The following is a 21,047-nucleotide window of genomic DNA, read 5'->3' as shown; positions in this document are numbered from 1 at the left end:
CCCCTGTCACGGTGTTACGCGAACGATGACGGTCCTACGCCGACGTCAGGTAGTGGTCGAGCACCCGGACGCCGAAGTGCAGCGCGTCCACGGGAACACGTTCGTCGACGCCGTGGAAGAGGGCCCCGTAGTCGAGGTCCGGGGGCAGCCGGAGCGGCGAGAAGCCGTAGCCGGTGATGCCGAGCCGGGAGAACTGCTTGGCGTCGGTGCCGCCGGACATGGTGAACGGCAGGACGTGGCCGTCCGGGTCGAAGCGCTCGACGGCGGCCCGCAGCTTCGCGAAGGTCGGCGAGTCGACGGGGGCTTCCAGGGCGACCTCGCGGTGGTGGAACTCCCACTCCACGTGCGGGCCGGTCAGCTCGTCCATGGTCCGGGCGAACTCCTCCTCGGTGCCCGGCAGCGTCCGGCCGTCGATGTAGGCGACGGCCTGGCCCGGGATGACGTTGACCTTGTAGCCGGCCTCCAACATCGTCGGGTTGCTGCTGTTGCGGACGGTCGGCGCGACGAGGGCCGCGGCGGGTCCGAGCTTGTCGAGGAGGAGGTCCACGTCGAGGTCGGGCGCACGGGTGTCGATGTCGAGGGCGTGGATCGCGGCGAGTTCGGCGAGGGCGGCGCGGACGGTGGCGGTGAGCCGGACGGGCCAGGTGTGCGAGCCGATGCGGGCGACGGCGTCGGCGAGGCGGGTGACGGCGTTGGCCGTGTTGACCTTGGAGCCGTGGCCGGCGCGGCCGTCGGCGGTGAGCTTGAGCCAGGCGGTGCCCCGCTCCCCCGCGGCGATCGGGTAGAGGGTGGTGCCGGGCTGCGCGTGGAAGCTGAAGGCACCGGACTCGCTGATGCCCTCCGTGCAGCCCTCGAAGAGTGCGGCGTGGCGGTCGGCGAGGAAGCCGGATCCGTCCTCGGCGCTCGCCTCCTCGTCCGCGGTGTAGGCGAGGACGATGTCGCGGCGCGGCCGGATGCCCTGCCGGGCCCAGGAGCGGACGACGGCCAGGACCATCGCGTCCATGTTCTTCATGTCGACGGCGCCGCGGCCCCATACGACCCCGTCGCGGATCTCTCCGGAGAAGGGGTGGGTGGTCCACTCGGCGGGGTCGGCGGGCACGACGTCCAGATGGCCGTGGACGAGGAGGGCCTCGGCCGAGGGGTCGGTGCCGGGGATGCGTGCCACCACGTTGGTGCGGCCGGGGGTCCGCTCCAGGAGGGTGGGTTCGATGCCGACGGCGGCGAGCCTCTCGGCGACGTACTCGGCGGCGGGCCGTTCACGGCAGTCGCCGCCGCCTCGGTTGGTGGTGTCGATGCGGATGAGCTCGGAGGTGAAGGTGACCACCTCGTCGAGCGCCGTCGTGTCCGGGCCCCGGACCTCCTCAGCCATACTGCTCCTCCACCGCGGCCGAGACGATCGTCGTGACCGCTTTGAATGTGCGGATTGCCTCGTACATCGTCTCGCTGGTGTACGCGACGCGCCGCTCCGCGCCGCGCGCCACGCCGGGAACCACCGTGGCGGCCGCGCCCAGATGATCGGCGTCGAACTCCAGCTCCACGGTGAAGGGGCCGCCGTGGACCGGCTCGTGGCGGACGGCGAGCGCGGCGCCGGTCTTCGCGGCTGCCCGGATGTCGGCGGCGGTTCTGGCCGGGGTCCGGCACACGGCGGCGTACCGCGAGACGTGGTCCTTGACGGCGACCTTGGGTGCCTCCGGGGCGTAGCCGAGGGCGTCCTCGCAGGTCAGGTCGTCGCCGGTGACGAGGACGACGGGCACGCCGTACTCCGCGACCACGTGGGCGTTGAGCAGGCCCTCGCTCGCGCGCTCGCCGTTGAGCCAGACGCCGGTGATCGAGTTGGCGAGGTAGGTGTGGGCGAGGACGCCCTCGGTGCCGGCGCCGGTGTGGTAGCCGATGAAGGCGATGCCGTCGACGTCCCCGTGCTGGACGCCCTCGACCATGGAGAGGGACTTGTGCCGGCCGGTGAGCATCTCGGCGCGCTCGTCGAGCCGCTCCAGGAGCAGGTTCCGCATGGACCAGTGCGCCTCGTTGATGAGGACCTCGTCGGCGCCGCCGTCGAAGAAGCCGAGCACCGCGGCGTTCACGTCGGAGGTGAACATCGCGCGGCACCGCTCCCACTGGGGCGTGCCGGGCAGCACGTCGGCAGGCCAGGTCACACCGGTCGCGCCCTCCATGTCGGCGCTGATGAGGATCTTCATGACTGGCACCGTACGCGCCGCCCGGCGGGCTCACCACCCCTGTGGAAAACCGTCGTTGGAGTGGACCACTGGCAGTCACCGGGACGGCGTACGGGGTCACCCCGACGGTTCCGGATACCTTCTGGGATCCTCCTCCGCGAGGCGGCGCAGAGCGGCTTCGGCCTGGTCCTCGGGAGGGGTGCCGTCGTCGGGGAGTTCCCAGAGGAACCGGCGTGCCGACTGTTCCGTGTCGGGTGTGCCGTCGGCTGCCAGGGGCGGGCCGTCGAAGGTGACGACGGTCGTGTCGGGTCTGTGGAAGTCCGTGGAGATCCATCCTCGCCGGAGCCCCCACCGGGTGAGGAGCTCGGGCCGCTCGCGCGGCCCCGCGCCGATCAGCCGGGCTGTCCGGCGGGCCGGCCAGGTACAGCCGCGGTCCTGCTCGGCGCGGGCGATCTCGCGGCCTCGCGGGCGGTGCGGCAGTCGGCCGGGCCACGCGGTGGGTACGCGCCGTCGGGCAGCGGAAGGCCGCCGCGGGGCAGGGGTGCGTCGGGTGCGGAGTAGCGCAGGCCCTCGGCGTACGCGTACAGGGAGGGTGCGAGCGCCGGGCGCTCGTACGGCGCGCTCATCGCGCGGGGTGGGACTCGATTCCGTAGGTCACGGCGGCATCCTGTCCGCCCGGCCGGCCGCCGCGCCGGCGGTTTTCCGCAGGCTCGATGTCTTGAATCGGACGAAATATCGCCAAGGTGTGCGTATAGGCTGTCGGCCGCAGTTCTCGTACCCGACCTTCCGGAGTGCTCTCGGTGACCATCGCCCTCGACCCGTCCGACACCTCGCCCGTCGTCCCCGCGCCCGCCGACCCGTCGGCGGAGTTCTGGGTCCAGCAGACTGAGTCGCCGGCCGCTGAGACCGCCGAAGCGGCCGGGGCCCCCGTCGACGAGCCTTCCGCCGAGCCCTCCGACGACCTCGACCCCTCCGACGACCTCGACCCCGCCGCCGCCGCGGACCTCGACCCCGTCGTCGTCCGTGACGCCCTGGACTTCGGGGTCTACGCCCGCACCGGCGGCTGGACCTTCGCGCTGAAGGTGGCGCGCAGCGTCCGTCCCGGCGGACAGGCCGCCGAGGGAACGGCGGCGACGAAGGTCTCGGCGAAGGCGTTCGCGGGGCTCGCGGGGTGCTCCGCGGAGCGGGTCATGCGCTACTACAAGGCCTGGGACATGGCGGCCGACGACGGTCTCGTCCCGCAGTTCGAGGTGCTCGTTCCCGGCGAGGACGTCGAACTGCCCGAGGCCGACGTCTGGCTCTCGTACTACACCTCGCGCAACAGCGCCTCGTCCGTGCGCGGACAGGCGATCAGTGCGGCGGCGGAGGCGGAGGGCATCCGGCCGACGAAGGCCCTGGAGGTCGCGGAGAACCCGACGGCGCTGCGGGCCGCGATCCTCGCCGACCCGGGGACGGCGGAGGCGGCGCGCGGTGCGCTGCTCGACCGGATGAAGGAGGATCCGGCCCTGCAGACGGAGATGGCCCGCGCGATCGCGCGTACCGACGATCTGAAGAAGGCCGTGGCGAGCGAGGCGAAGGCGGCCGACCGCATCGGGTACGTGCGCCAGATCGTCGAGAACGGCCAGATCAAGACGCCGGCCGGGCAGACCGTCGAGGCGCCGGCAGCGCTGCGGGCCGAGGCCGAGCGGCATCTGTCGCTCCTCGACGAACTCGACGACTCCGAGGAGGCGGGCGAGTGGGCAGGTGAGGCGTACGACACGGTCAGGGGCCTGGTCGCGAAGGCGGTCGAGGAGGACCCGGCGCTGCGGGTCCAGGAGCGGCGGACGAAGTTCTACAGCAGCCTGCAGAAGGCGACGAAGGTCTTCGAGGAGCTGACCCTCGACGAGGTCCTGGAGGAGGAGATCTTCGAGGACGACATGCTCCAGCGCCTCGAAGCGCTCCAGGAGGCGATCAGCTCCTGCATCAGCACGCTGCGCAGGGCGTCGACCGCCTCCTGACCCCGGAGAGCCGCCCGGAGGGCGGTCCTCTCAGTCCTGGTGGCCGAGCTGGAGATCGCGCTCGGTGCGGCCGCCGCCGGCCATCTGGAGGACGGTCGCGACGGGCGGGTAGCCGGCTGCGATGACGGTGTACTCGCCGGAGGACAGGTCCACGAAGCGGAAGGTGCCGTCGGCGCCGGTGGTGAGGGTGTCGACGACGTTGCCGGCGGCGTCGAGCAGGGTGATCCGGGCGTCCTCGACGGGACGCCCGCCACCGGCCCGTACCGTGCCGCGCAGCACCGCGCCGCCGGCCAGTTCGATGTCCTGTCGGGTCTCGCGGGAGGACTGGACGCTGACGGGGAGCGCGGCGGGCCGGAAGGCGGGGGCGCTGGCGGCGAGCGTGTACTCGCCGGCGACCAGTTCAGAGATGACGTAGCCGCCCTCGCGTCCGCTGCGGGTCGAGGCGACGACCTCGCCGCGGACGTCGGTGAGGGTGACGGCCGCGTCGCGTACGGGTGTCCCGTCGGCGGTGACGACGCTGCCCGCGAGCCGGCCGGCGCCGCCGAGGACGACATCGAGCTCGACGGGCCGGTCGCCGACGGTGACGGAGACGGCCTGGGGCTGGTGTCCGCCCGCCGCGGCGATGAGGACGTACGCGCCGTTGCCGGGGACGCTCAGCGCGTACCGCCCGTCCTCACCGCTGGCGCCCCGCCCGACCTGCCGGCCCTGGACGTCGATGAGGGTGAGGGCGGCGCGGGGGACGCGGCTGCCGTCGTGGTGCTGGACGGTGCCGCAGACGGGGAGCCCGGGGTGCGGGGCGGCGAAGGAGGCGGGCGCGGGCACGGGCGCGGCGTGCCGGGCGTGCGGGACGGCCTGGGCGCCGCCGAACTCGTCGGCTCCGGTGGCCTCGGTGGTGGGGCTGTGGTGGGACACCAGCGGTTTCTCCTTGAGGAAGAAGGCGAGGACGAGGCCGAGCACGAGGACCGGCACGAGGTAGAGGAAGATGCGCGGCATCGCGTCCGCGTACGCCTGGATGTAGGCGTCGCGTACGGCGGGCGGCAGGGTGTGCACCGTCTGCGGGGTGATGGACTCGGCGGGCGGCAGGGAGGTCGCGCCGCCGGCGAGGACGCTGCTGAGCCGGTCGCCCAGGGCGTCGTCGAGCCGGGAGGCGAAGAGGGTGCCGAAGACGGCGGCGCCGACGCTGCCGCCGATCTGGCGGAAGTAGTTGTGGGCGCTGGTCGCGGTGCCGAGGTCGCCGGGGCGTACGGAGTTCTGTACGGCGAGGACGAGCACCGGCATGACGAGGCCGATGCCGGTGCCGAGGACGGCCTGCCAGAGGCTGTGCTGGAGCCGCGGAGTGTCGGCGTCCATGCGGGAGAGGAGCCACATGCCGAGGACGGAGAGGGCGCCGCCGAGCAGTGGGTAGATCTTGTAGTGGCCGGTGCGGCTGATGAGCTGGCCGGAGACGACGGAGGCGATGACGATGCCGCCCATGAGGGGCAGCATCAGGAGGCCGGACTCGGTGGCGGTGGCGCCCTCGACCATCTGCAGGAAGCTGGGGAGGTAGCTGGCGGCGCCGAAGAGCGCGATCCCGACGACGGCGCCGACGAGGGCGGTCACGGTGAAGACGGAGTCGCGGAACAGCCGCAGCGGGATGAGGGGTTCGGGCGCGAAGTGCTCGACGACCAGGAAGAGCAGGGTGGTTCCGGCGGCGCCGCAGGCGAGGGCGATGACGACGCGGGAGTCCCAGGCGTATTCGGTGCCGCCCCAACTGGTGAGCAGGACCAGGCAGGTGGACGCGGCGGCGAGGAGGAGGGCTCCGAGGACGTCGAAGCGGGCGCGTGCCGTGGGCTTGGGGAGTTCGAGGACGACGGCGACGACGGCGAGGGTGACGAGTCCGAAGGGCACGTTGAAGTAGAAGCACCAGCGCCAGGAGACGTGGTCGGTGAAGAAGCCGCCGAGGAGGGGTCCCGCGACGGAGGCGAGGCCGAAGGCGGCGCCGATCAGGCCCATGTAGCGGCCGCGTTCCCGGGCGGGGACGATGTCGGCGATGATCGCCTGGACGCCGATCATCAGGCCGCCGGCGCCGATGCCCTGGATCGCGCGGAAGGCGATGAGTTCGTCCATGCTGCGGGACCAGCCGGCGAGTCCCGAGCCGATGACGAAGACGACGATGGCGAAGAGGAAGACGCCCTTGCGGCCGAGGAGGTCGCCGAGTTTTCCGTAGACCGGCAGGCCGATGGTGGCGGTCAGCAGGTAGGCGGTGATCGCCCAGGACATCCGGTCGAGGCCCTGGAGTTCGCCGACGATCTTCGGCAGGGCGGTGGCGACGATCATCTGCTCGAGCGCGGCAAGAAGCAACGCGAGCATCAGGCCGCAGAAGACGAGCCGGACGCGACGGGGGTCGAGGTGGTCGGGGTGGGTCGGCGGGGTGGGGTCGGCGGGCGGGCCGCCCGCGGCGAGCGGTCCCGCGGTCCCCGCGGCCGCCGGTACCTCTCCGTCCTCGGCGGATTTCACGATCGTGATCGCACCCACGTACCTGCTCCCCTCGTCACGGCGTCTGCGCCGCGCCATTCTTCGCATTGGGTACGAAGGGGGAGCAAGTCGGGCGGTACGGGAGGTCAGTGGCGTCCGGCGGCCCGAACGGCCCTGCGGTACGGCGCACTTGCGTCGCTCATCAGCGTGTTTACGAGGGGGCCCGCGCCCCCGGCGCACAGGGGGCGCCGTTACGGGGGTGCGGGCGATCCACTCGAATCGGTGAACGCTCCGGGCGTTACTTCTCGACCTCGTCCGCCAGCTTGGCGAGAACGGCGTCGTAGATCCGGCCGAGGCCCTTGGGTGCGAAGGTCCGCTCGAAGAAGCCGCCGACGCCGCCGGCGCCGTCCCAGACGGTGGTGACGACGGCGCGGGACTTGCCCTCGCCGGCGGGGGTCACGAGCCAGGTGGTGACCATGGAGGAGTTGCGGTCCTTCTCGACGAGCTGTCCGTCGGTGGGCTCGGTGACCTCCAGGAGGCAGTCGCGGACGCGCTTGCTCGTGGCCTGCAGCTTCCAGTGGACGAGGGTGCCCTCGCCGTCGCCGCCCTCGCGCACCTCGTATTCGCTGAAGTGCTCGGGGAGCAGCTTCGCGCGCGTGCCGCTGTAGTCGGCCAGCGCGTCGAACACCGTCTCCGCGTCGGCGGCGATGATCCGTTCCGTGGTGGCCTCGACCTGCGCCATTGACTTCCTCCAGCTCGTGGTTCCTCAGGGGTGTGGGCCTAGAGAACCACGTGGGCTCCGGGGCGCGAAATCCGGGTTGCAACGATCAAGGGAACAGGTGTTCTATTCTGAGCGAACGGTCGACGCCGAGCCATCGAGGAGGCGCCCATGCGCTGGGACAATCTGGGCGACACCCCCGCCGCTCCCGCCGACATCGCCCTGTTCGGTACGGACGCGGTGACCACCCGGACCTTCGACACCCCCGAGTTCCGGGGCATCACCTTCCACGAGGTACGGGCCCGCTCGATCCTCAACCGGGTGCCCGGCGCCTCCCGGATGCCGTTCGAGTGGACGGTCAATCCGTACAGGGGGTGCACACACGCATGCGTGTACTGCTTCGCCCGCAAGACCCACAGCTATCTCGACCTCGACACCGGGCTCGGCTTCGACTCCCAGATCGTCGTCAAGATCAACGCCCCGGAGCTCCTGGCCCGCCAGCTCTCCTCCGCCCGCTGGCAGGGCGCGCACATCGCGATGGGCACCAACGTCGACTGCTACCAGCGGGCCGAGGGCCGCTACGGGCTGATGCCGGGCATCCTCACCGCCCTGCGCGACCGCGCCAACCCCTTCTCGATCCTCACCAAGGGCACGCTGATCCTGCGCGACCTGGAGCTGCTCACCCAGGCCGCGCGGGTCACCGAGGTCGGCATCTCCGTCTCCGTAGGCTTCACCGACCAGGAGCTGTGGCGCACGATCGAGCCCGGCACCCCCTCCCCTCAGCGCCGGCTCGACGTGGTCCGGACGCTCGGCGCGCACGGCATCGACTGCGGGGTCCTGATGGCCCCCGTGGTGCCCTTCCTCGGCGACCGGCCCGAGCAGCTGCGCGACACGGTCCGCGCGGTCGCCGAGGCCGGGGCGAGTTCGGTCACCCCGCTCGTGCTGCACCTGCGGCCGGGCGCCCGCGAGTGGTTCATGCAGTGGCTGGGGCGCCACCACCCCCACCTGGTGCGGCGGTACGAGCGGATGTACGCGGACGGGGCCTACGCGCCCACGTGGTACCAGCGCCGGATCACCCGTCAGGTGCACGAGCTGGCCGCCGAGTTCGGCATCGGCCCCGCGCACCGGGGCGCGACGCGCCGGACACCCGTACCGGAGGAACCGCCCCTCGCGGCCGCCCCCGAGCAGCTCACCCTCCTCTGAGGAGGCTCCTCCGATCATCGGACCGGTCACCTGACACGCCGTCGGATCCCCCTCCGTTCGGGTCAAGTCTTCGGGAAACAGGTCCTCTCCAGGCCGGTTCGGGACACAAACGCCCTATGACCCCACGCGCAGGAATGCTGATCGCCGCAGGAGCGCTGGTCGCCGGGACGGTCACCGTCCTGCCCGCCGCCCCCGCGGGCGCCGGTGAACCGGCCCCCCGTCCCTTCCCCACGCTCGCCTGGACCGGCTGCGCCACCGAGGCGTATCCGAAGCTCCAGTGCGCCACCCTCAGGGTGCCGCTCAACCACGACGACCCGGCCGGCCGGACCGTCACGCTCGCCCTCACCCGGATCCCGCACACCGCGAAGACCTTCCAGGGGCCGCTGCTCGTGAACCCGGGCGGGCCCGGCGGCAGCGGACGCGGCATGGCCGGGTACGTGGCGTCCTCGCTGCCTCCGAAGGTGGCCGCCGAGTACGACGTGATCGGCTTCGACCCGCGCGGGGTCGGCAAGAGCGAGCCCGCGCTCGACTGCAGGCCCGGCCACTTCGACCCGGTCCGCCCGGACTCGGTACCGGGCGACGCCGCGGGCGAGCGGCTCGCGATCGAGCGGGCCCAGGCCTTCGCCTCGGCCTGCGGCAAGAAGTACGCGGACGTGCTGCCGTACATCGACACCGTGAGCACCGCCCGGGACATGGACGTCATCCGGCGCGCGCTCGGCGCCCAGAAGATCAACTACCTCGGCTACTCGTACGGCACCTACCTGGGGGCCGTGTACGCGCGGCTCCACCCGGACCGGGTGCGACGGATGGCACTGGACTCCGTGGTGAACCCGCACGGCGTCTGGTACGAGGACAACATCGCGCAGGACTACGCCTTCGACACCCGGCACAAGGACTTCATGGCCTGGGTGGCCAGGCAGAACTCCGTGTACAAGCTGGGCACCGACCCGGCGGAGGTCGAGGCGGCCTGGTACCGGATGCGCGACGCGCTGCGCACGAAGCCGGCCGGCGGGAAGGTCGGGCCGGGCGAGCTGGAGGACACCTATCTGCCCGGCGGGTACTACAACGGCTACTGGCCCCGCCTCGCGAAGGCGTTCGCCGCGTACGTCAACGACGCGGACGCGGTGCCCCTCACGGAGGCGTACGAGCGGTACGGCGAGGCCGACGCGGCGGCCGACAACGGCTACTCGGTCTACACGAGCGTGCAGTGCCGGGACGCGGCCTGGCCCCGCGACTGGAGCGTCTGGCGCAAGGACAACTGGGACGTGCACGCCAAGGCACCCTTCTCGACCTGGAACAACGCCTGGTACAACGCGCCGTGCGCGTTCTGGCCGGTGGACTCGCTGACCCCGCCGGACGTCAGCAACGACCAGGTGCCGCCGGTGCTCATCCTCCAGGCCACGGACGACGCCGCGACGCCGTACGAGGGCGGGGTCGCCCTGCACCGGCTCATGCACGGCTCCAGCCTGGTCGTGGAGGAGGGGGGCGGGAACCACGGCGTGACCCTCGGCGGGAACGACTGCATGGACGGGCACCTGTCCACCTACCTCGCCACGGGCAAGGTCCCGCGCGCCGAGGGCGACGCCGAGGTGGACGCGGCCTGCGCGACGCTGCCGGAGCCGAAGCCCGAGCCGGTGACCCGCTCCGCGCCGACCGCCGCCGAATCCGCGGGCGGCGCGCTGCACGGGTTCCTCGGTCACGTGCGCTGACGGCACCCGGACGCCCGACGATGCCCGCACCCCCCGGGGCGCGGGCATTGTCAGTGCCGTCGGCGAGGATGTGGGGCATGACGAGCCACCTGACCCACGTACCCGCTCCCGACGGGATCGCCGCCAGCCCGCAGTACAGCCACGTCGTCTGGGGAACGGGCCGCTTCGTCGCGATATCCGGCCAGTGCGCGTTCGACGCCTCGGGCGCGGTGGTCGGCGAGGGGGACGCGGTGGCGCAGGCCCGTCAGGTCTTCGCGAACCTGGACCGCTGCCTCGCGGCGGCGGGCGCCGGGTTCCAGGACGTGGTGAAGCTGACGTACTTCGTCACGGACGTCGCCCATCTGCCGGCCGTACGGGAGGCGAGGGACGCCCGTTTCGCGGGAGCTCCGCTGCCGGCGAGCTCGGCGGTCCAGGTGTCGGCGCTCGTCCGCCCGGAACTGCTCGTGGAGATCGAGGCGTTCGCGCTGGTGCCGGAGCGGAGGCCGGACTCCGGGGCCGCCGGCGCGGGCGGCCCGGTGCTCCGCTCAGTGGGTGGTGCCGATTCGGCCCAGTGACGCCTCCGCCGCAGCGCCGAGCCGGGGGTGCGGGAGCGCGGCCTCCAGAGCGGGGCGGGCCCGGGGGTCGCCGAGGGCACCCAGACCCTCGACGCAGGCGAGGCCGACCCGCCAGTGGGGGTCGTCGGCGGGCAGCCGCCTTTCGAGGACGGTGATCAGCGCGGGTACGGACTCGGGGGCGCGGAGGGCGGCCAGCAGCCGGATCGGCAGCAGGGCGTAGGCGACGCGGAGTTCGTTGGTGGCGAGGGCGGCTGCCGCCCGGGCGGTACGGGGGTCGCCGAGCCGGGTCAGGGCGTGGGCGGCGGTGACGCAGCGCTCCGGGTCGCGGTGGTTGAGGAGGAGCACCAGAGCCTCGAAGGCGCGGGGGTCGCCCGTGACGCCGAGGGCGTAGGCGGCGATCTCGCGGGCCCAGAGGGGCTGCCCGGGTGCGGTGAGGACGTGGTGCAGTTCCTCGGGATCGGTGGTTTCCGCCAGCTGTTCGAATGTCGCCGGAACGGTTCCGGAGTCATTCCCGATCTCGTCCCGCAATCGATCGATCATCGAGCAGAATTCCGGATCCTCGGCGTATTCCATGAATCCGAGCCTATCCGCGATCCAGATCACATTTTCCTCAACTTCCCGGGACTGGCGCGCTCGTTACCCGCCGGTTAGTCTCAGGTGAGCGGGGCACCCCCCGCGCTTCTCACAACGGCCTGGTGACGCAGCCGTTGTGGGTGTTGGTCGGTTCGGCAGTTTCGACGTGACTCCGGGACAGAGTCCGTCGCCCCATTTCCTCCAGGGCATCGCCCTTTCTCCGGGCAGAGCCCTCGCTCTTTCCCGCGCCCTTTCGTGCGCGCACTGCCCTCAGTCGTCACTCTTCCTCTCAGGAGTCCCCTGATGGACACCCCTCTCTCCACCATCGCCGTCGTCGGTCTCGGCACCATGGGCACCGGTATCGCCGATGTCCTCGTCCGGGCCGGCCGCGAGGTCATCGGCATCGACATCAGCGACACCGCCGCCGCCCAGGCCGTCGCCGCCCTGGAGGCCTCCACCGCCCGTGCGGTGGCCCGCGAGCGGATCACCGAGGAGGAGCGGCAGGACGTCCTGGCCCGCTTCCGTACCTTCTCCGACCTCCAGGCGGCCGCCGAGGCCGACCTCGTCATCGAGGTCGTGCCCGAGTCGTACGAGGCGAAGCAGGAGGTGTTCCGGGCCCTCGACGGCATCGTCCGGCCCGGCACGATCGTCGCCACCGGCACGAACGCGCTCTCCGTCACCCGGCTCGCCGCCGACTCGGCGCACCCCGAGCGGGTCCTCGGCCTGCACTTCTTCACCCCGGTCCAGGCCATGAAGCTGGTCGAGGTGGTCTCGTCCGTGCTGACCGACCCGCGGGCCGTCGAGGCCGTCACGCAGCTCGCCCTCGACCTGGGCAAGGAGCCGGTGGCGGTCGGCGACCGGGCCGGTTTCATCGCGGACGGGCTGCTCTTCGGCTACCTGAACCAGGCCGCCGCCATGTACGAGGCCAAGTACGCCTCCCGCGAGGACATCGACGCGGCGATGAAGCTGGGCTGCGGTCTGCCGATGGGCCCGCTGGCGCTGCTCGACCTGATCGGCGTCGACACGGCCCGTACGGTCCTGGAGGCCATGTACGCGGACTCCCACGACCGGCTGCACGCCCCGGCCCCGATCCTCAAGCAGCTCAGCGAGGCGGGCCTGACCGGCCGCAAGTCGGGCCGCGGCTTCTACACGTACGAGGCGCCGGGCTCCGGCGAGGTCGTGCGGGACGCGCTGACCCCGCTGGGCTCCGCGGAGGCCGCAGGCGGCCGCGAGATCCGCTCGGTCGGCGTCGCCGGCTCGGGCACCATGGCCTCCGGCATCGCCGAGGTCTTCGCGAAGGCCGGGTACCAGGTCGTCCTCGCCGCCCGCTCCCAGGAGAAGGCGGACACGGCGAAGGCCCGGATCGCCAAGTCGCTGGCCCGCTCGGTCGACAAGGGCCGGATGACGGGCGAGGCGCGCGACGCCACGCTGGCCCTGATCACCCCGGCCGGCACGCTGGACGCCTTCGCCGACGTCGACCTGGCCCTGGAGGCGGTCGCCGAGGACCTGGAGGTCAAGCAGGAGCTGTTCGCGCGGCTCGACAAGATCTGCAAGCCGGGCGCGGTGCTGGCCACCACGACCTCCTCGCTGCCGGTCGTCGCCTGTGCCCGCGCCACCTCGCGCCCGCAGGACGTCATCGGGATGCACTTCTTCAACCCGGCGCCGGCCATGAAGCTGGTCGAGATCGTCCGCACGGTGCTGACCGGCGACGACGTCCACGCGACCGTCCGCGAGGTCACCACGAAGATCCGCAAGCACCCGGTGGACTGCGGCGACCGGGCCGGTTTCATCGTGAACGCGCTGCTCTTCCCGTACCTGAACAACGCGATCAAGATGGTCCAGGAGCACTACGCGACCCTGGACGACATCGACGCCGCGATGAAGCTGGGCGGCGGCTACCCGATGGGCCCGTTCGAGCTGCTCGACGTGGTCGGTCTGGACGTGTCGCTCGCGATCGAGCAGGTGCTGCACCGCGAGTTCCGGGACCCGGGCCTGGCCCCGGCCCCGCTCCTGGAGCACCTGGTGGCGGCCGGCTGCCTGGGTCGCAAGACGGGGCGCGGCTTCCGCGAATATGCCCGACGCTGAGCCGGGAGCGGCCGGCTGGGGTGGTCTGCTGAGCCCTCCGGGCACCGTCGGTGTCCCGGGGGGCTCCCCGCCCCCACCTGGGCACACTCCCCCTCCGATGCAGTACGTTCGGACCATGCCCAAGGCCGCGAAGACACCCCGTGCCACGTCCCCGTCCGATGCTCCGGAGAGCGCGGCGGGCACTCGTGCCGCCGCGCAGCGGCTCAAGATGCGCCGGGAGCTCGCCACGGCCGCGATGGAGCTCTTCGCGAGCAAGGGGTACGAGGCGACGACGGTCGACGAGATCGCCGCCCGGGCCGGGGTCGCGCGACGGACGTTCTTCCGCCACTTCCGCTCCAAGGAAGAGGCGATCTTCCCTGATCACGACGACACCCTGGTGCGGGCCGAGGCGGTGCTGAACGCGGCCCCGCCGCACGAGCACCCGCTCGACACGGTGTGCCGGGGCATCAAGGAAGTCATGAAGATGTACGCGGGCTCCCCCGCGGTCTCCGTGGAGCGCTACCGGCTCACGCGAGAGGTGCCGACCCTGCGGGAGCGGGAGATCGCCTCGGTGGCCCGCTACGAGCGGCTGTTCACCCGCTATCTGCTCGGCCACTTCGACGAGCGCGACCACCACGACGGGAACGACGACCCGCTGCTCGCCGAGGTGGCGGCCTCCGCGGTCGTCACGGCCCACAACCACGTCCTGCGCCGCTGGCTGCGGGCGGGCGGTCAGGGCGACGTGGAGAGCCAGCTGGACCACGCCTTCGCCATCGTCCGGGAGACCTTCGGCTCGGGCATAGGCGCGGGCCGCCCGGCCCCTTCCTCATCCTCCCCGGGGACCACCGAGCCGGCCCCGGCCGTCCGGGCCTCCACCACGGGCGACGTGGTGGTCGCCGTGGCCCGGACGGACGCGCCGCTCGACGAGGTCATGCGCACGATCCAGCAGGCGCTGACGAAGAGCTGACCGGAGTCCGCCCCCTCATCCGCGCGTGTCACGACGAAGGCCGCCCCTCTCCGGGGCGGCCTTCTCGCGTTCCCCGGGCCGTCCTTCGTCCGTTCCCGTGGGCGTCCTTCGTCCGTTCCCGTGGGCATCCTTCGTGCGCTCTCCGGCGCGGCCTTCGCCCGATCTCCTGGGCGGCCTTCGTCCGTTTTGACCTGCGATTCGATCGATCATCGCTCACATGTGACCGGCAGATTGCATATGAGTGAAATTGTTGGCACGCAGTGCCTTGTCACGTGACACGCCGTGCCATACGTTGATGTTGTCCGGGCGGTCGGCGCGCAGAGGTCTCCTCGTGCGCCGGCTGTCCCCACAAGCGATCGTGATTGTGCGCCCGGACGCCTGCGTCACAGGCAACCACCGCGCCCACCAGGCGCAGCCCGCACCACCCCGCCGAACCGACGGCACACCTCCACAGCAGCAGCCCCAGACGTAACCCTCAGCGCGTCCTCCCCTCAGGACGCCGCACCGCCGGAGGCAACCCCGTGAAGGACATCCTGGACGCGATCCAGTCCTCGGACTCCACGTCCGCCGACTTCGCGAACATCCCGCTCCCCGAGTCGTACCGCGCCGTCACCGTCCACAAGGACGAGACGGAGATGTTCGCCGGGCTCGCCAGCCGCGACAAGGACCCGCGCAAGTCGCTGCACCTTGACGACGTGCCACTGCCCGAGCTCGGCCCGGGCGAGGCCCTGGTCGCCGTCATGGCAAGCTCCGTGAACTACAACTCGGTCTGGACCTCGATCTTCGAGCCCGTCTCGACCTTCGGCTTCCTGGAGCGCTACGGCCGGCTCAGCGACCTCAGCAAGCGCCACGACCTGCCGTACCACATCATCGGCTCCGACCTCGCGGGCGTCGTGCTCCGCACCGGCCCCGGCGTGAACTCGTGGAAGCCCGGTGACGAGGTCGTCGCGCACTGCCTCTCGGTCGAGCTGGAGTCCTCGGACGGCCACAACGACACGATGCTCGACCCCGAGCAGCGCATCTGGGGCTTCGAGACCAACTTCGGCGGCCTCGCGGAGATCGCGCTGGTCAAGTCGAACCAGCTGATGCCGAAGCCCGACCACCTGAGCTGGGAGGAGGCGGCGTCCCCGGGCCTCGTCAACTCCACCGCGTACCGCCAGCTCGTCTCCCGCAACGGCGCCGGCATGAAGCAGGGCGACAACGTCCTCATCTGGGGCGCGAGCGGTGGACTCGGCTCGTACGCCACCCAGTTCGCCCTGGCCGGCGGCGCCAACCCGATCTGTGTCGTCTCCTCGCCGGAGAAGGCCGACATCTGCCGGGCCATGGGCGCCGAGGCGGTCATCGACCGCAACGCCGAAGGCTACAAGTTCTGGAAGGACGAGCACACCCAGGACCCGAAGGAGTGGAAGCGCTTCGGCAAGCGCATCCGCGAGCTCACCGGCGGCGAGGACATCGACATCGTCTTCGAGCACCCGGGCCGCGAGACCTTCGGCGCCTCCGTGTACGTCACCCGCAAGGGCGGCACCATCACCACCTGCGCCTCCACCTCGGGCTACATGCACGAGTACGACAACCGCTACCTGTGGATGTCGCTCAAGCGCATCATCGGCTCCCACTTCGCCAACTACCGCGAGGCGTGGGAGGCGAACCGTCTGGTCGCCAAGGGCAAGATCCACCCGACGCTCTCCAAGGTGTACTCCCTGGAGGACACCGGCCAGGCCGCCTACGACGTGCACCGCAACCTGCACCAGGGCAAGGTCGGCGTCCTGGCGCTGGCGCCCCAGGAGGGCCTCGGCGTCCGCAACCCGGAGCTGCGCGCCCAGCACATCGACGCCATCAACCGTTTCCGCAACATCTGAGCCCGGGACCATAGATGACTGAGCGCCAGAAGGACCGGCCGTGGCTCATGCGGACGTACGCCGGTCACTCGACCGCCGAGGCGTCCAACGAGCTGTACCGACGCAACCTCGCCAAGGGTCAGACCGGCCTCTCGGTCGCGTTCGACCTGCCGACGCAGACGGGCTACGACCCCGACCACATCCTCGCCCGCGGCGAGGTCGGCCGGGTCGGCGTCCCCGTCTCGCACCTCGGTGACATGCGGCGGCTGTTCCAGGACATCCCCCTGGACCAGATGAACACCTCGATGACCATCAACGCCACGGCGATGTGGCTCCTGGCGCTCTACCAGGTGGTGGCGGAGGAGCAGGGTGCGGACGTCACCCGGCTCCAGGGCACCACCCAGAACGACATCGTGAAGGAGTACCTGTCGCGCGGGACGCACGTCTTCCCGCCCGGCCCCTCCCTCCGCCTCACGACGGACATGATCACCTACACGGTGAACAGCATCCCGAAGTGGAACCCGATCAACATCTGCAGCTACCACCTGCAGGAGGCCGGGGCCACTCCGGTCCAGGAGATCTCGTACGCGATGTCCACCGCGATCGCGGTGCTCGACGCCGTACGGGACTCCGGACAGGTCCCGGCCGACCGCTTCGGCGAGGTCGTCGCCCGTATCTCCTTCTTCGTGAACGCGGGCGTCCGCTTCATCGAGGAGATGTGCAAGATGCGCGCCTTCGGCCGCATCTGGGACAAGGTCACCCGCGAGCGGTACGGCATCGAGAACGAGAAGCAGCGCCGGTTCCGCTACGGCGTCCAGGTCAACTCGCTCGGTCTGACCGAGGCCCAGCCGGAGAACAACGTCCAGCGGATCGTCCTGGAGATGCTGGCCGTCACCCTCTCCAAGGACGCCCGCGCGCGTGCCGTGCAGCTGCCCGCCTGGAACGAGGCGCTCGGCCTGCCCCGGCCGTGGGACCAGCAGTGGTCGCTCCGCATCCAGCAGGTCCTCGCCCACGAGTCCGACCTCCTGGAGTACGAGGACATCTTCGCCGGCTCGCACGTCATCGAGGCCAAGGTCGACTCGCTCGTCGAGGAGTGCCTGGCCGAGATCGAGCGCATCCAGGAGATGGGCGGCGCGATGGCCGCCGTCGAGTCCGGCTACCTCAAGTCGCAGCTCGTCTCCTCGCACGCCGAGCGGCGCGCCCGGATCGAGGCCGGCGACGAGAAGATCATCGGCGTCAACATCTTCCAGGCGACCGAGGAGAACCCCCTCACCGCCGACCTGGACACCGCGATCATGACGGTGGACCCGGCGAACGAGGCGCGGGTGGTCGCGGCCCTCCACGAGTGGCGCGACAACCGCGACGAGACCCGCGCCCAGGAATCCCTGGCGACGCTGAAGGCGACGGCTGCCGGTGACGGCAACCTCTTCGCCGCCACCCTGGAGTGCGCGCGTGCGGGCGTCACGACCGGGGAGTGGTCCTGGGCGCTGCGGGACGTGTTCGGCGAGTTCCGCGCCCCGACGGGGGTGTCCTCGGCCCCGGTCGCGGTGACGGCCGAGGCGGGCACGCCGCTGGCCCTCGTACGGGACAAGGTGGCGCGGACCGCCGAGGAGATGGGCGTCGGGCGGCTGCGGCTGCTCGTCGGCAAGCCGGGCCTGGACGGGCACTCCAACGGGGCCGAGCAGATCGCCGTACGCGCGCGTGACGCCGGTTTCGAGGTGGTCTACCAGGGCATCCGGCTGACGCCCGAGCAGATCGTGAACGCGGCCCTCGCGGAGGACGTGCACTGCGTGGGTCTGTCGATCCTCTCCGGCTCGCACTCCGAGCTGGTCCCGGACGTCCTCGACCGCCTCCGCGAGGCCGGCGCGACCGACGTGCCGGTCATCGTCGGCGGAATCATCCCGAACGCCGACGCCGCAGAACTGAAGCGTGCGGGTGTGGCCGCCGTCTTCACACCGAAGGACTTCGGTATCACGGAGATCATCGGACGTATCGTCGACGAGATCCGGACAGCGAACAAGCTCCACCCCCTTGAAAGTACGGAGGTCCCCGCATGACCAGCCCCGTGAACCGCCTGCGTCCGCGCCGCTCCTGCCTGGCGGTCCCCGGTTCCAACCCGCGCTTCCTGGAGAAGGCCCAGGGCCTCGCCGCCGACCAGGTGTTCCTGGACCTGGAGGACGCGTGCGCCCCGCTGGCCAAGCCCGAGGCCCGGCACACCATCGTGAAGTTCCTGAACGAGGGCGACTGGACCGGCAAGACCCGTGTCGTCCGCGTCAACGACTGGACGACCCACTGGACGTACCGTGACGTCGTCACCGTCGTCGAGGGCGCCGGCCAGAACCTCGACTGCATCATGCTGCCGAAGGTCCAGGACGCCCAGCAGATCGTGGCGCTCGACCTCCTGCTGACCCAGATCGAGAAGACGATGGGCTTCGAGGTCGGCAAGATCGGCATCGAGGCGCAGATCGAGAACGCCCAGGGCCTGAACAACGTCAACGCGATCGCGCAGGCCTCCCAGCGCGTCGAGACGATCATCTTCGGCCCGGCCGACTTCATGGCCTCCATCAACATGAAGTCGCTGGTCGTGGGCGAGCAGCCGCCCGGCTACCCGGCGGACGCGTACCACCACATCCTGATGAGCATCCTGATGGCCGCCCGCGCCAACAACCTCCAGGCGATCGACGGCCCCTACCTGCAGATCCGCAACCAGGAGGGCTACAAGGCCGTCGCCCGGCGCGCCGCCGCCCTCGGTTTCGACGGCAAGTGGGTGCTCCACCCGGACCAGGTCGCCGCCGCGAACGAGATCTTCTCGCCCTCGCAGGAGGACTACGACCACGCCGAGCTGATCCTCGACGCGTACGACTACTACACGTCCGAGGCGGGTGGGAAGAAGGGCTCCGCGATGCTCGGCGACGAGATGATCGACGAGGCCTCCCGCAAGATGGCCCTGGTCATCTCCGGCAAGGGCCGTGCCGCCGGCATGCAGCGCACCAGCAAGTTCGAGATCCCGGAGGCCTGAGTCCGATGCAGTTCGGCCGCACGTACGAAGAGTTCGAGATCGGTGCCGTCTACAAGCACTGGCCCGGGAAGACGGTCACCGAGTACGACGACCACCTCTTCTGTCTGCTGACGATGAACCACCATCCGCTGCACATGGATGTGAACTACGCCGAGAACACGACGGACTTCGGCAAGAACGTCGTCGTCGGCAACTACATCTACTCGCTGCTGCTCGGCATGTCCGTGCCGGACGTCTCCGGCAAGGCCATCGCCAACCTGGAGATCGAGTCGCTGCGGCACGTGGCGCCGACCTTCCACGGCGACACGATCTACGGTGAGACCACGGTCCTCGACAAGACCCCGTCGAAGTCGAAGAACGACCGCGGCATCGTCTATGTCGAGACCAAGGGCTACAAGCAGGACGGCACCCTCGTGTGTGTCTTCCGCCGCAAGGTGATGGTCCCCACCGAGACGTACATCAAGGAGCGCGGCGGCGAGCAGCCCGGCCGCCCCGAGCTGATCGAGCCCGCCAAGAAGACGGAGAAGTAGCCATGGCCCGACTCGCCCAGACCGCCGGGCTCACGGACGTCCAGCAGGAGATCCTCAAGACCGTCCGGGAGTTCGTCGACAAGGAGATCATCCCGGTCGCCACCGAGCTGGAGCACCGCGACGAGTACCCCCAGCAGATCGTCGACGGGCTCAAGGAGCTCGGCCTCTTCGGTCTGATGATCCCCGAGGAGTACGGGGGTCTGGGTGAGTCGCTCCTCACCTACGCGCTGTGCGTGGAGGAGATCGCGCGTGGCTGGATGTCGGTCTCCGGCATCATCAACACGCACTTCATCGTGGCGTACATGCTGAAGCAGCACGGCACCCAGGAGCAGAAGGACTACTTCCTTCCGCGGATGGCGGCCGGCGAGACGCGTGGCGCGTTCTCGATGTCGGAGCCGGGCCTCGGCTCGGATGTGTCGGCGATCACGTCCAAGGCGGTCAAGGACGGCGACGAGTACGTCCTGAACGGCCAGAAGATGTGGCTGACCAACGGCGGAACGTCGACGCTGGTCGCCGTTCTCGTCCGAAGTGACGAAGGACACCCGGAGGGCACCGCCCCCCACAAGTCGATGACGACCTTCCTCGTCGAGAAGGAGCCCGGCTTCGGAGAGGTCCGCCCCGGCCTCACCATCCCCGGGAAGATCGACAAGATGGGTTACAAGGGCGTCGACACCACCGAACTCATCATGGACGGACTGCGCATTCCGGCCAATCGGGTCCTCGGCGGGGTCACCGGCCGAGGGTTTTACCAAATGATGGACGGCGTCGAGGTCGGCCGCGTGAACGTGGCGGCCCGTGGCTGTGGCGTCGCTCAGCGCGCCTTCGAGCTCGGTGTCTCGTATGCCCAGCAACGTCACACTTTCGGCAAGGCGATCGCTCAGCACCAGGCGATTCAGTTCAAGCTGGCCGAGATGGCTACCAAGGTCGAGGCCGCTCATGCGATGATGGTGAATGCAGCACGCAAAAAGGACTCCGGGGAACGAAACGACCTCGAAGCAGGGATGGCGAAGTACCTCGCCTCCGAATACTGCAAGGAGGTCGTCGAGGATGCCTTCCGCATCCACGGCGGCTACGGGTTCTCCAAGGAGTACGAGATCGAGCGCCTCTACCGCGAGGCGCCGATGCTGCTCATCGGCGAAGGTACCGCCGAGATCCAGAAAATGATCATTGGTCGTCGGCTGCTCGAGGAGTACCGATTCCAGGGTTGATTGTCGGTTTTGAGTCGTTTTGGCCGCGAAGAAGATCAC

General features: G+C 70.6%; 17 protein-coding genes. 11 read left to right on the top strand and 6 right to left on the bottom strand.

What is annotated here, in order from left to right:
- Window positions 1–34: 34 nt before the first annotated feature.
- From ACZ4XX_RS22640 to ACZ4XX_RS22630, 3 genes are all read right to left on the bottom strand, one after another.
- Window positions 35–1,369, bottom strand: coding sequence for a M20/M25/M40 family metallo-hydrolase (locus tag ACZ4XX_RS22640; protein ID WP_468509664.1), 1,335 nt, complete (start codon window positions 1,367–1,369; stop codon window positions 35–37).
- Window positions 1,362–2,195 (bottom strand): M55 family metallopeptidase, encoded by an 834-nt coding sequence (locus ACZ4XX_RS22635; RefSeq protein ID WP_468509663.1) that lies wholly within the window; start codon window positions 2,193–2,195, stop codon window positions 1,362–1,364. Before ACZ4XX_RS22635 ends, ACZ4XX_RS22640 begins: the two co-directional genes overlap by 8 nt.
- A gap of 371 nt (window positions 2,196–2,566) precedes the next feature.
- Complete coding sequence (locus ACZ4XX_RS22630; protein WP_468509662.1) at window positions 2,567–2,800, bottom strand: hypothetical protein; 234 nt, start codon at window positions 2,798–2,800, stop codon at window positions 2,567–2,569.
- 174 nt (window positions 2,801–2,974) lie between these two features.
- On the opposite strand from ACZ4XX_RS22630, the gene ACZ4XX_RS22625 reads away from it, so the two are divergent.
- Window positions 2,975–4,171, top strand: a complete 1,197-nt coding sequence (locus ACZ4XX_RS22625) for a hypothetical protein (RefSeq protein WP_468509661.1) — start codon at window positions 2,975–2,977, stop codon at window positions 4,169–4,171.
- A 30-nt stretch (window positions 4,172–4,201) separates the two neighbouring features.
- On the opposite strand, the gene ACZ4XX_RS22620 is transcribed toward ACZ4XX_RS22625, so the two are convergent.
- Window positions 4,202–6,685 carry an MFS transporter gene (locus ACZ4XX_RS22620; RefSeq protein ID WP_468509660.1) on the bottom strand — a complete coding sequence of 828 codons (2,484 nt, stop codon included), beginning with the start codon at window positions 6,683–6,685 and terminating at the stop codon, window positions 4,202–4,204.
- A gap of 238 nt (window positions 6,686–6,923) precedes the next feature.
- Complete coding sequence (locus ACZ4XX_RS22615; RefSeq protein WP_073907439.1) at window positions 6,924–7,367, bottom strand: SRPBCC family protein; 444 nt, start codon at window positions 7,365–7,367, stop codon at window positions 6,924–6,926.
- A gap of 147 nt (window positions 7,368–7,514) precedes the next feature.
- Between ACZ4XX_RS22615 and ACZ4XX_RS22610 the strand changes: the two genes are divergently transcribed.
- From ACZ4XX_RS22610 to ACZ4XX_RS22600, 3 genes are all read left to right on the top strand, one after another.
- Window positions 7,515–8,546 carry an Rv2578c family radical SAM protein gene (locus ACZ4XX_RS22610; RefSeq protein ID WP_468509659.1) on the top strand — a complete coding sequence of 344 codons (1,032 nt, stop codon included), beginning with the start codon at window positions 7,515–7,517 and terminating at the stop codon, window positions 8,544–8,546.
- A gap of 116 nt (window positions 8,547–8,662) precedes the next feature.
- On the top strand, window positions 8,663–10,255 hold the full coding sequence (locus tag ACZ4XX_RS22605; protein ID WP_468509658.1) for an alpha/beta hydrolase: 1,593 nt from the start codon (window positions 8,663–8,665) through the stop codon (window positions 10,253–10,255).
- Window positions 10,256–10,332: 77 nt separating this feature from the next.
- On the top strand, window positions 10,333–10,809 hold the full coding sequence (locus tag ACZ4XX_RS22600) for a RidA family protein (RefSeq protein WP_468509657.1): 477 nt from the start codon (window positions 10,333–10,335) through the stop codon (window positions 10,807–10,809).
- Here ACZ4XX_RS22600 and ACZ4XX_RS22595 read toward each other — a convergent pair.
- Entirely contained in the window at window positions 10,780–11,382 is a 603-nt protein-coding gene (locus ACZ4XX_RS22595) for a HEAT repeat domain-containing protein (RefSeq protein WP_468509656.1), read from the bottom strand. The two genes, ACZ4XX_RS22600 and ACZ4XX_RS22595, sit on opposite strands and share 30 nt — an antisense overlap.
- A gap of 303 nt (window positions 11,383–11,685) precedes the next feature.
- Between ACZ4XX_RS22595 and ACZ4XX_RS22590 the strand changes: the two genes are divergently transcribed.
- The 7 genes from ACZ4XX_RS22590 (at window position 11,686) to ACZ4XX_RS22560 (ending at window position 21,008) form a co-directional block, all read left to right on the top strand.
- Window positions 11,686–13,467, top strand: coding sequence for a 3-hydroxyacyl-CoA dehydrogenase family protein (locus tag ACZ4XX_RS22590; RefSeq protein WP_468509655.1), 1,782 nt, complete (start codon window positions 11,686–11,688; stop codon window positions 13,465–13,467).
- A gap of 115 nt (window positions 13,468–13,582) precedes the next feature.
- Window positions 13,583–14,413 (top strand): TetR family transcriptional regulator, encoded by an 831-nt coding sequence (locus ACZ4XX_RS22585; RefSeq protein ID WP_030320147.1) that lies wholly within the window; start codon window positions 13,583–13,585, stop codon window positions 14,411–14,413.
- A gap of 521 nt (window positions 14,414–14,934) precedes the next feature.
- Complete coding sequence (gene ccrA / locus ACZ4XX_RS22580) at window positions 14,935–16,272, top strand: crotonyl-CoA carboxylase/reductase (protein WP_468509654.1); 1,338 nt, start codon at window positions 14,935–14,937, stop codon at window positions 16,270–16,272.
- Window positions 16,273–16,286: 14 nt separating this feature from the next.
- Window positions 16,287–18,308 (top strand): protein meaA, encoded by a 2,022-nt coding sequence (locus tag ACZ4XX_RS22575; RefSeq protein WP_468509653.1) that lies wholly within the window; start codon window positions 16,287–16,289, stop codon window positions 18,306–18,308.
- Entirely contained in the window at window positions 18,305–19,270 is a 966-nt protein-coding gene (locus ACZ4XX_RS22570) for an HpcH/HpaI aldolase/citrate lyase family protein (RefSeq protein ID WP_073907415.1), read from the top strand. Before ACZ4XX_RS22575 ends, ACZ4XX_RS22570 begins: the two co-directional genes overlap by 4 nt.
- A 5-nt stretch (window positions 19,271–19,275) precedes the next feature.
- On the top strand, window positions 19,276–19,800 hold the full coding sequence (locus tag ACZ4XX_RS22565; protein WP_229315537.1) for a MaoC family dehydratase: 525 nt from the start codon (window positions 19,276–19,278) through the stop codon (window positions 19,798–19,800).
- Between the two features lie 2 nt (window positions 19,801–19,802).
- Window positions 19,803–21,008, top strand: coding sequence for an acyl-CoA dehydrogenase family protein (locus ACZ4XX_RS22560; RefSeq protein ID WP_015037484.1), 1,206 nt, complete (start codon window positions 19,803–19,805; stop codon window positions 21,006–21,008).
- The last annotated feature ends 39 nt before the right edge of the window (window positions 21,009–21,047 follow it).

This window comes from Streptomyces sp. NPDC029956, assembly GCF_055574655.1.
The sequence above is the reverse complement of the archived record's forward strand: the minus strand, read 5'-3'. Positions and strand labels throughout refer to the sequence as shown.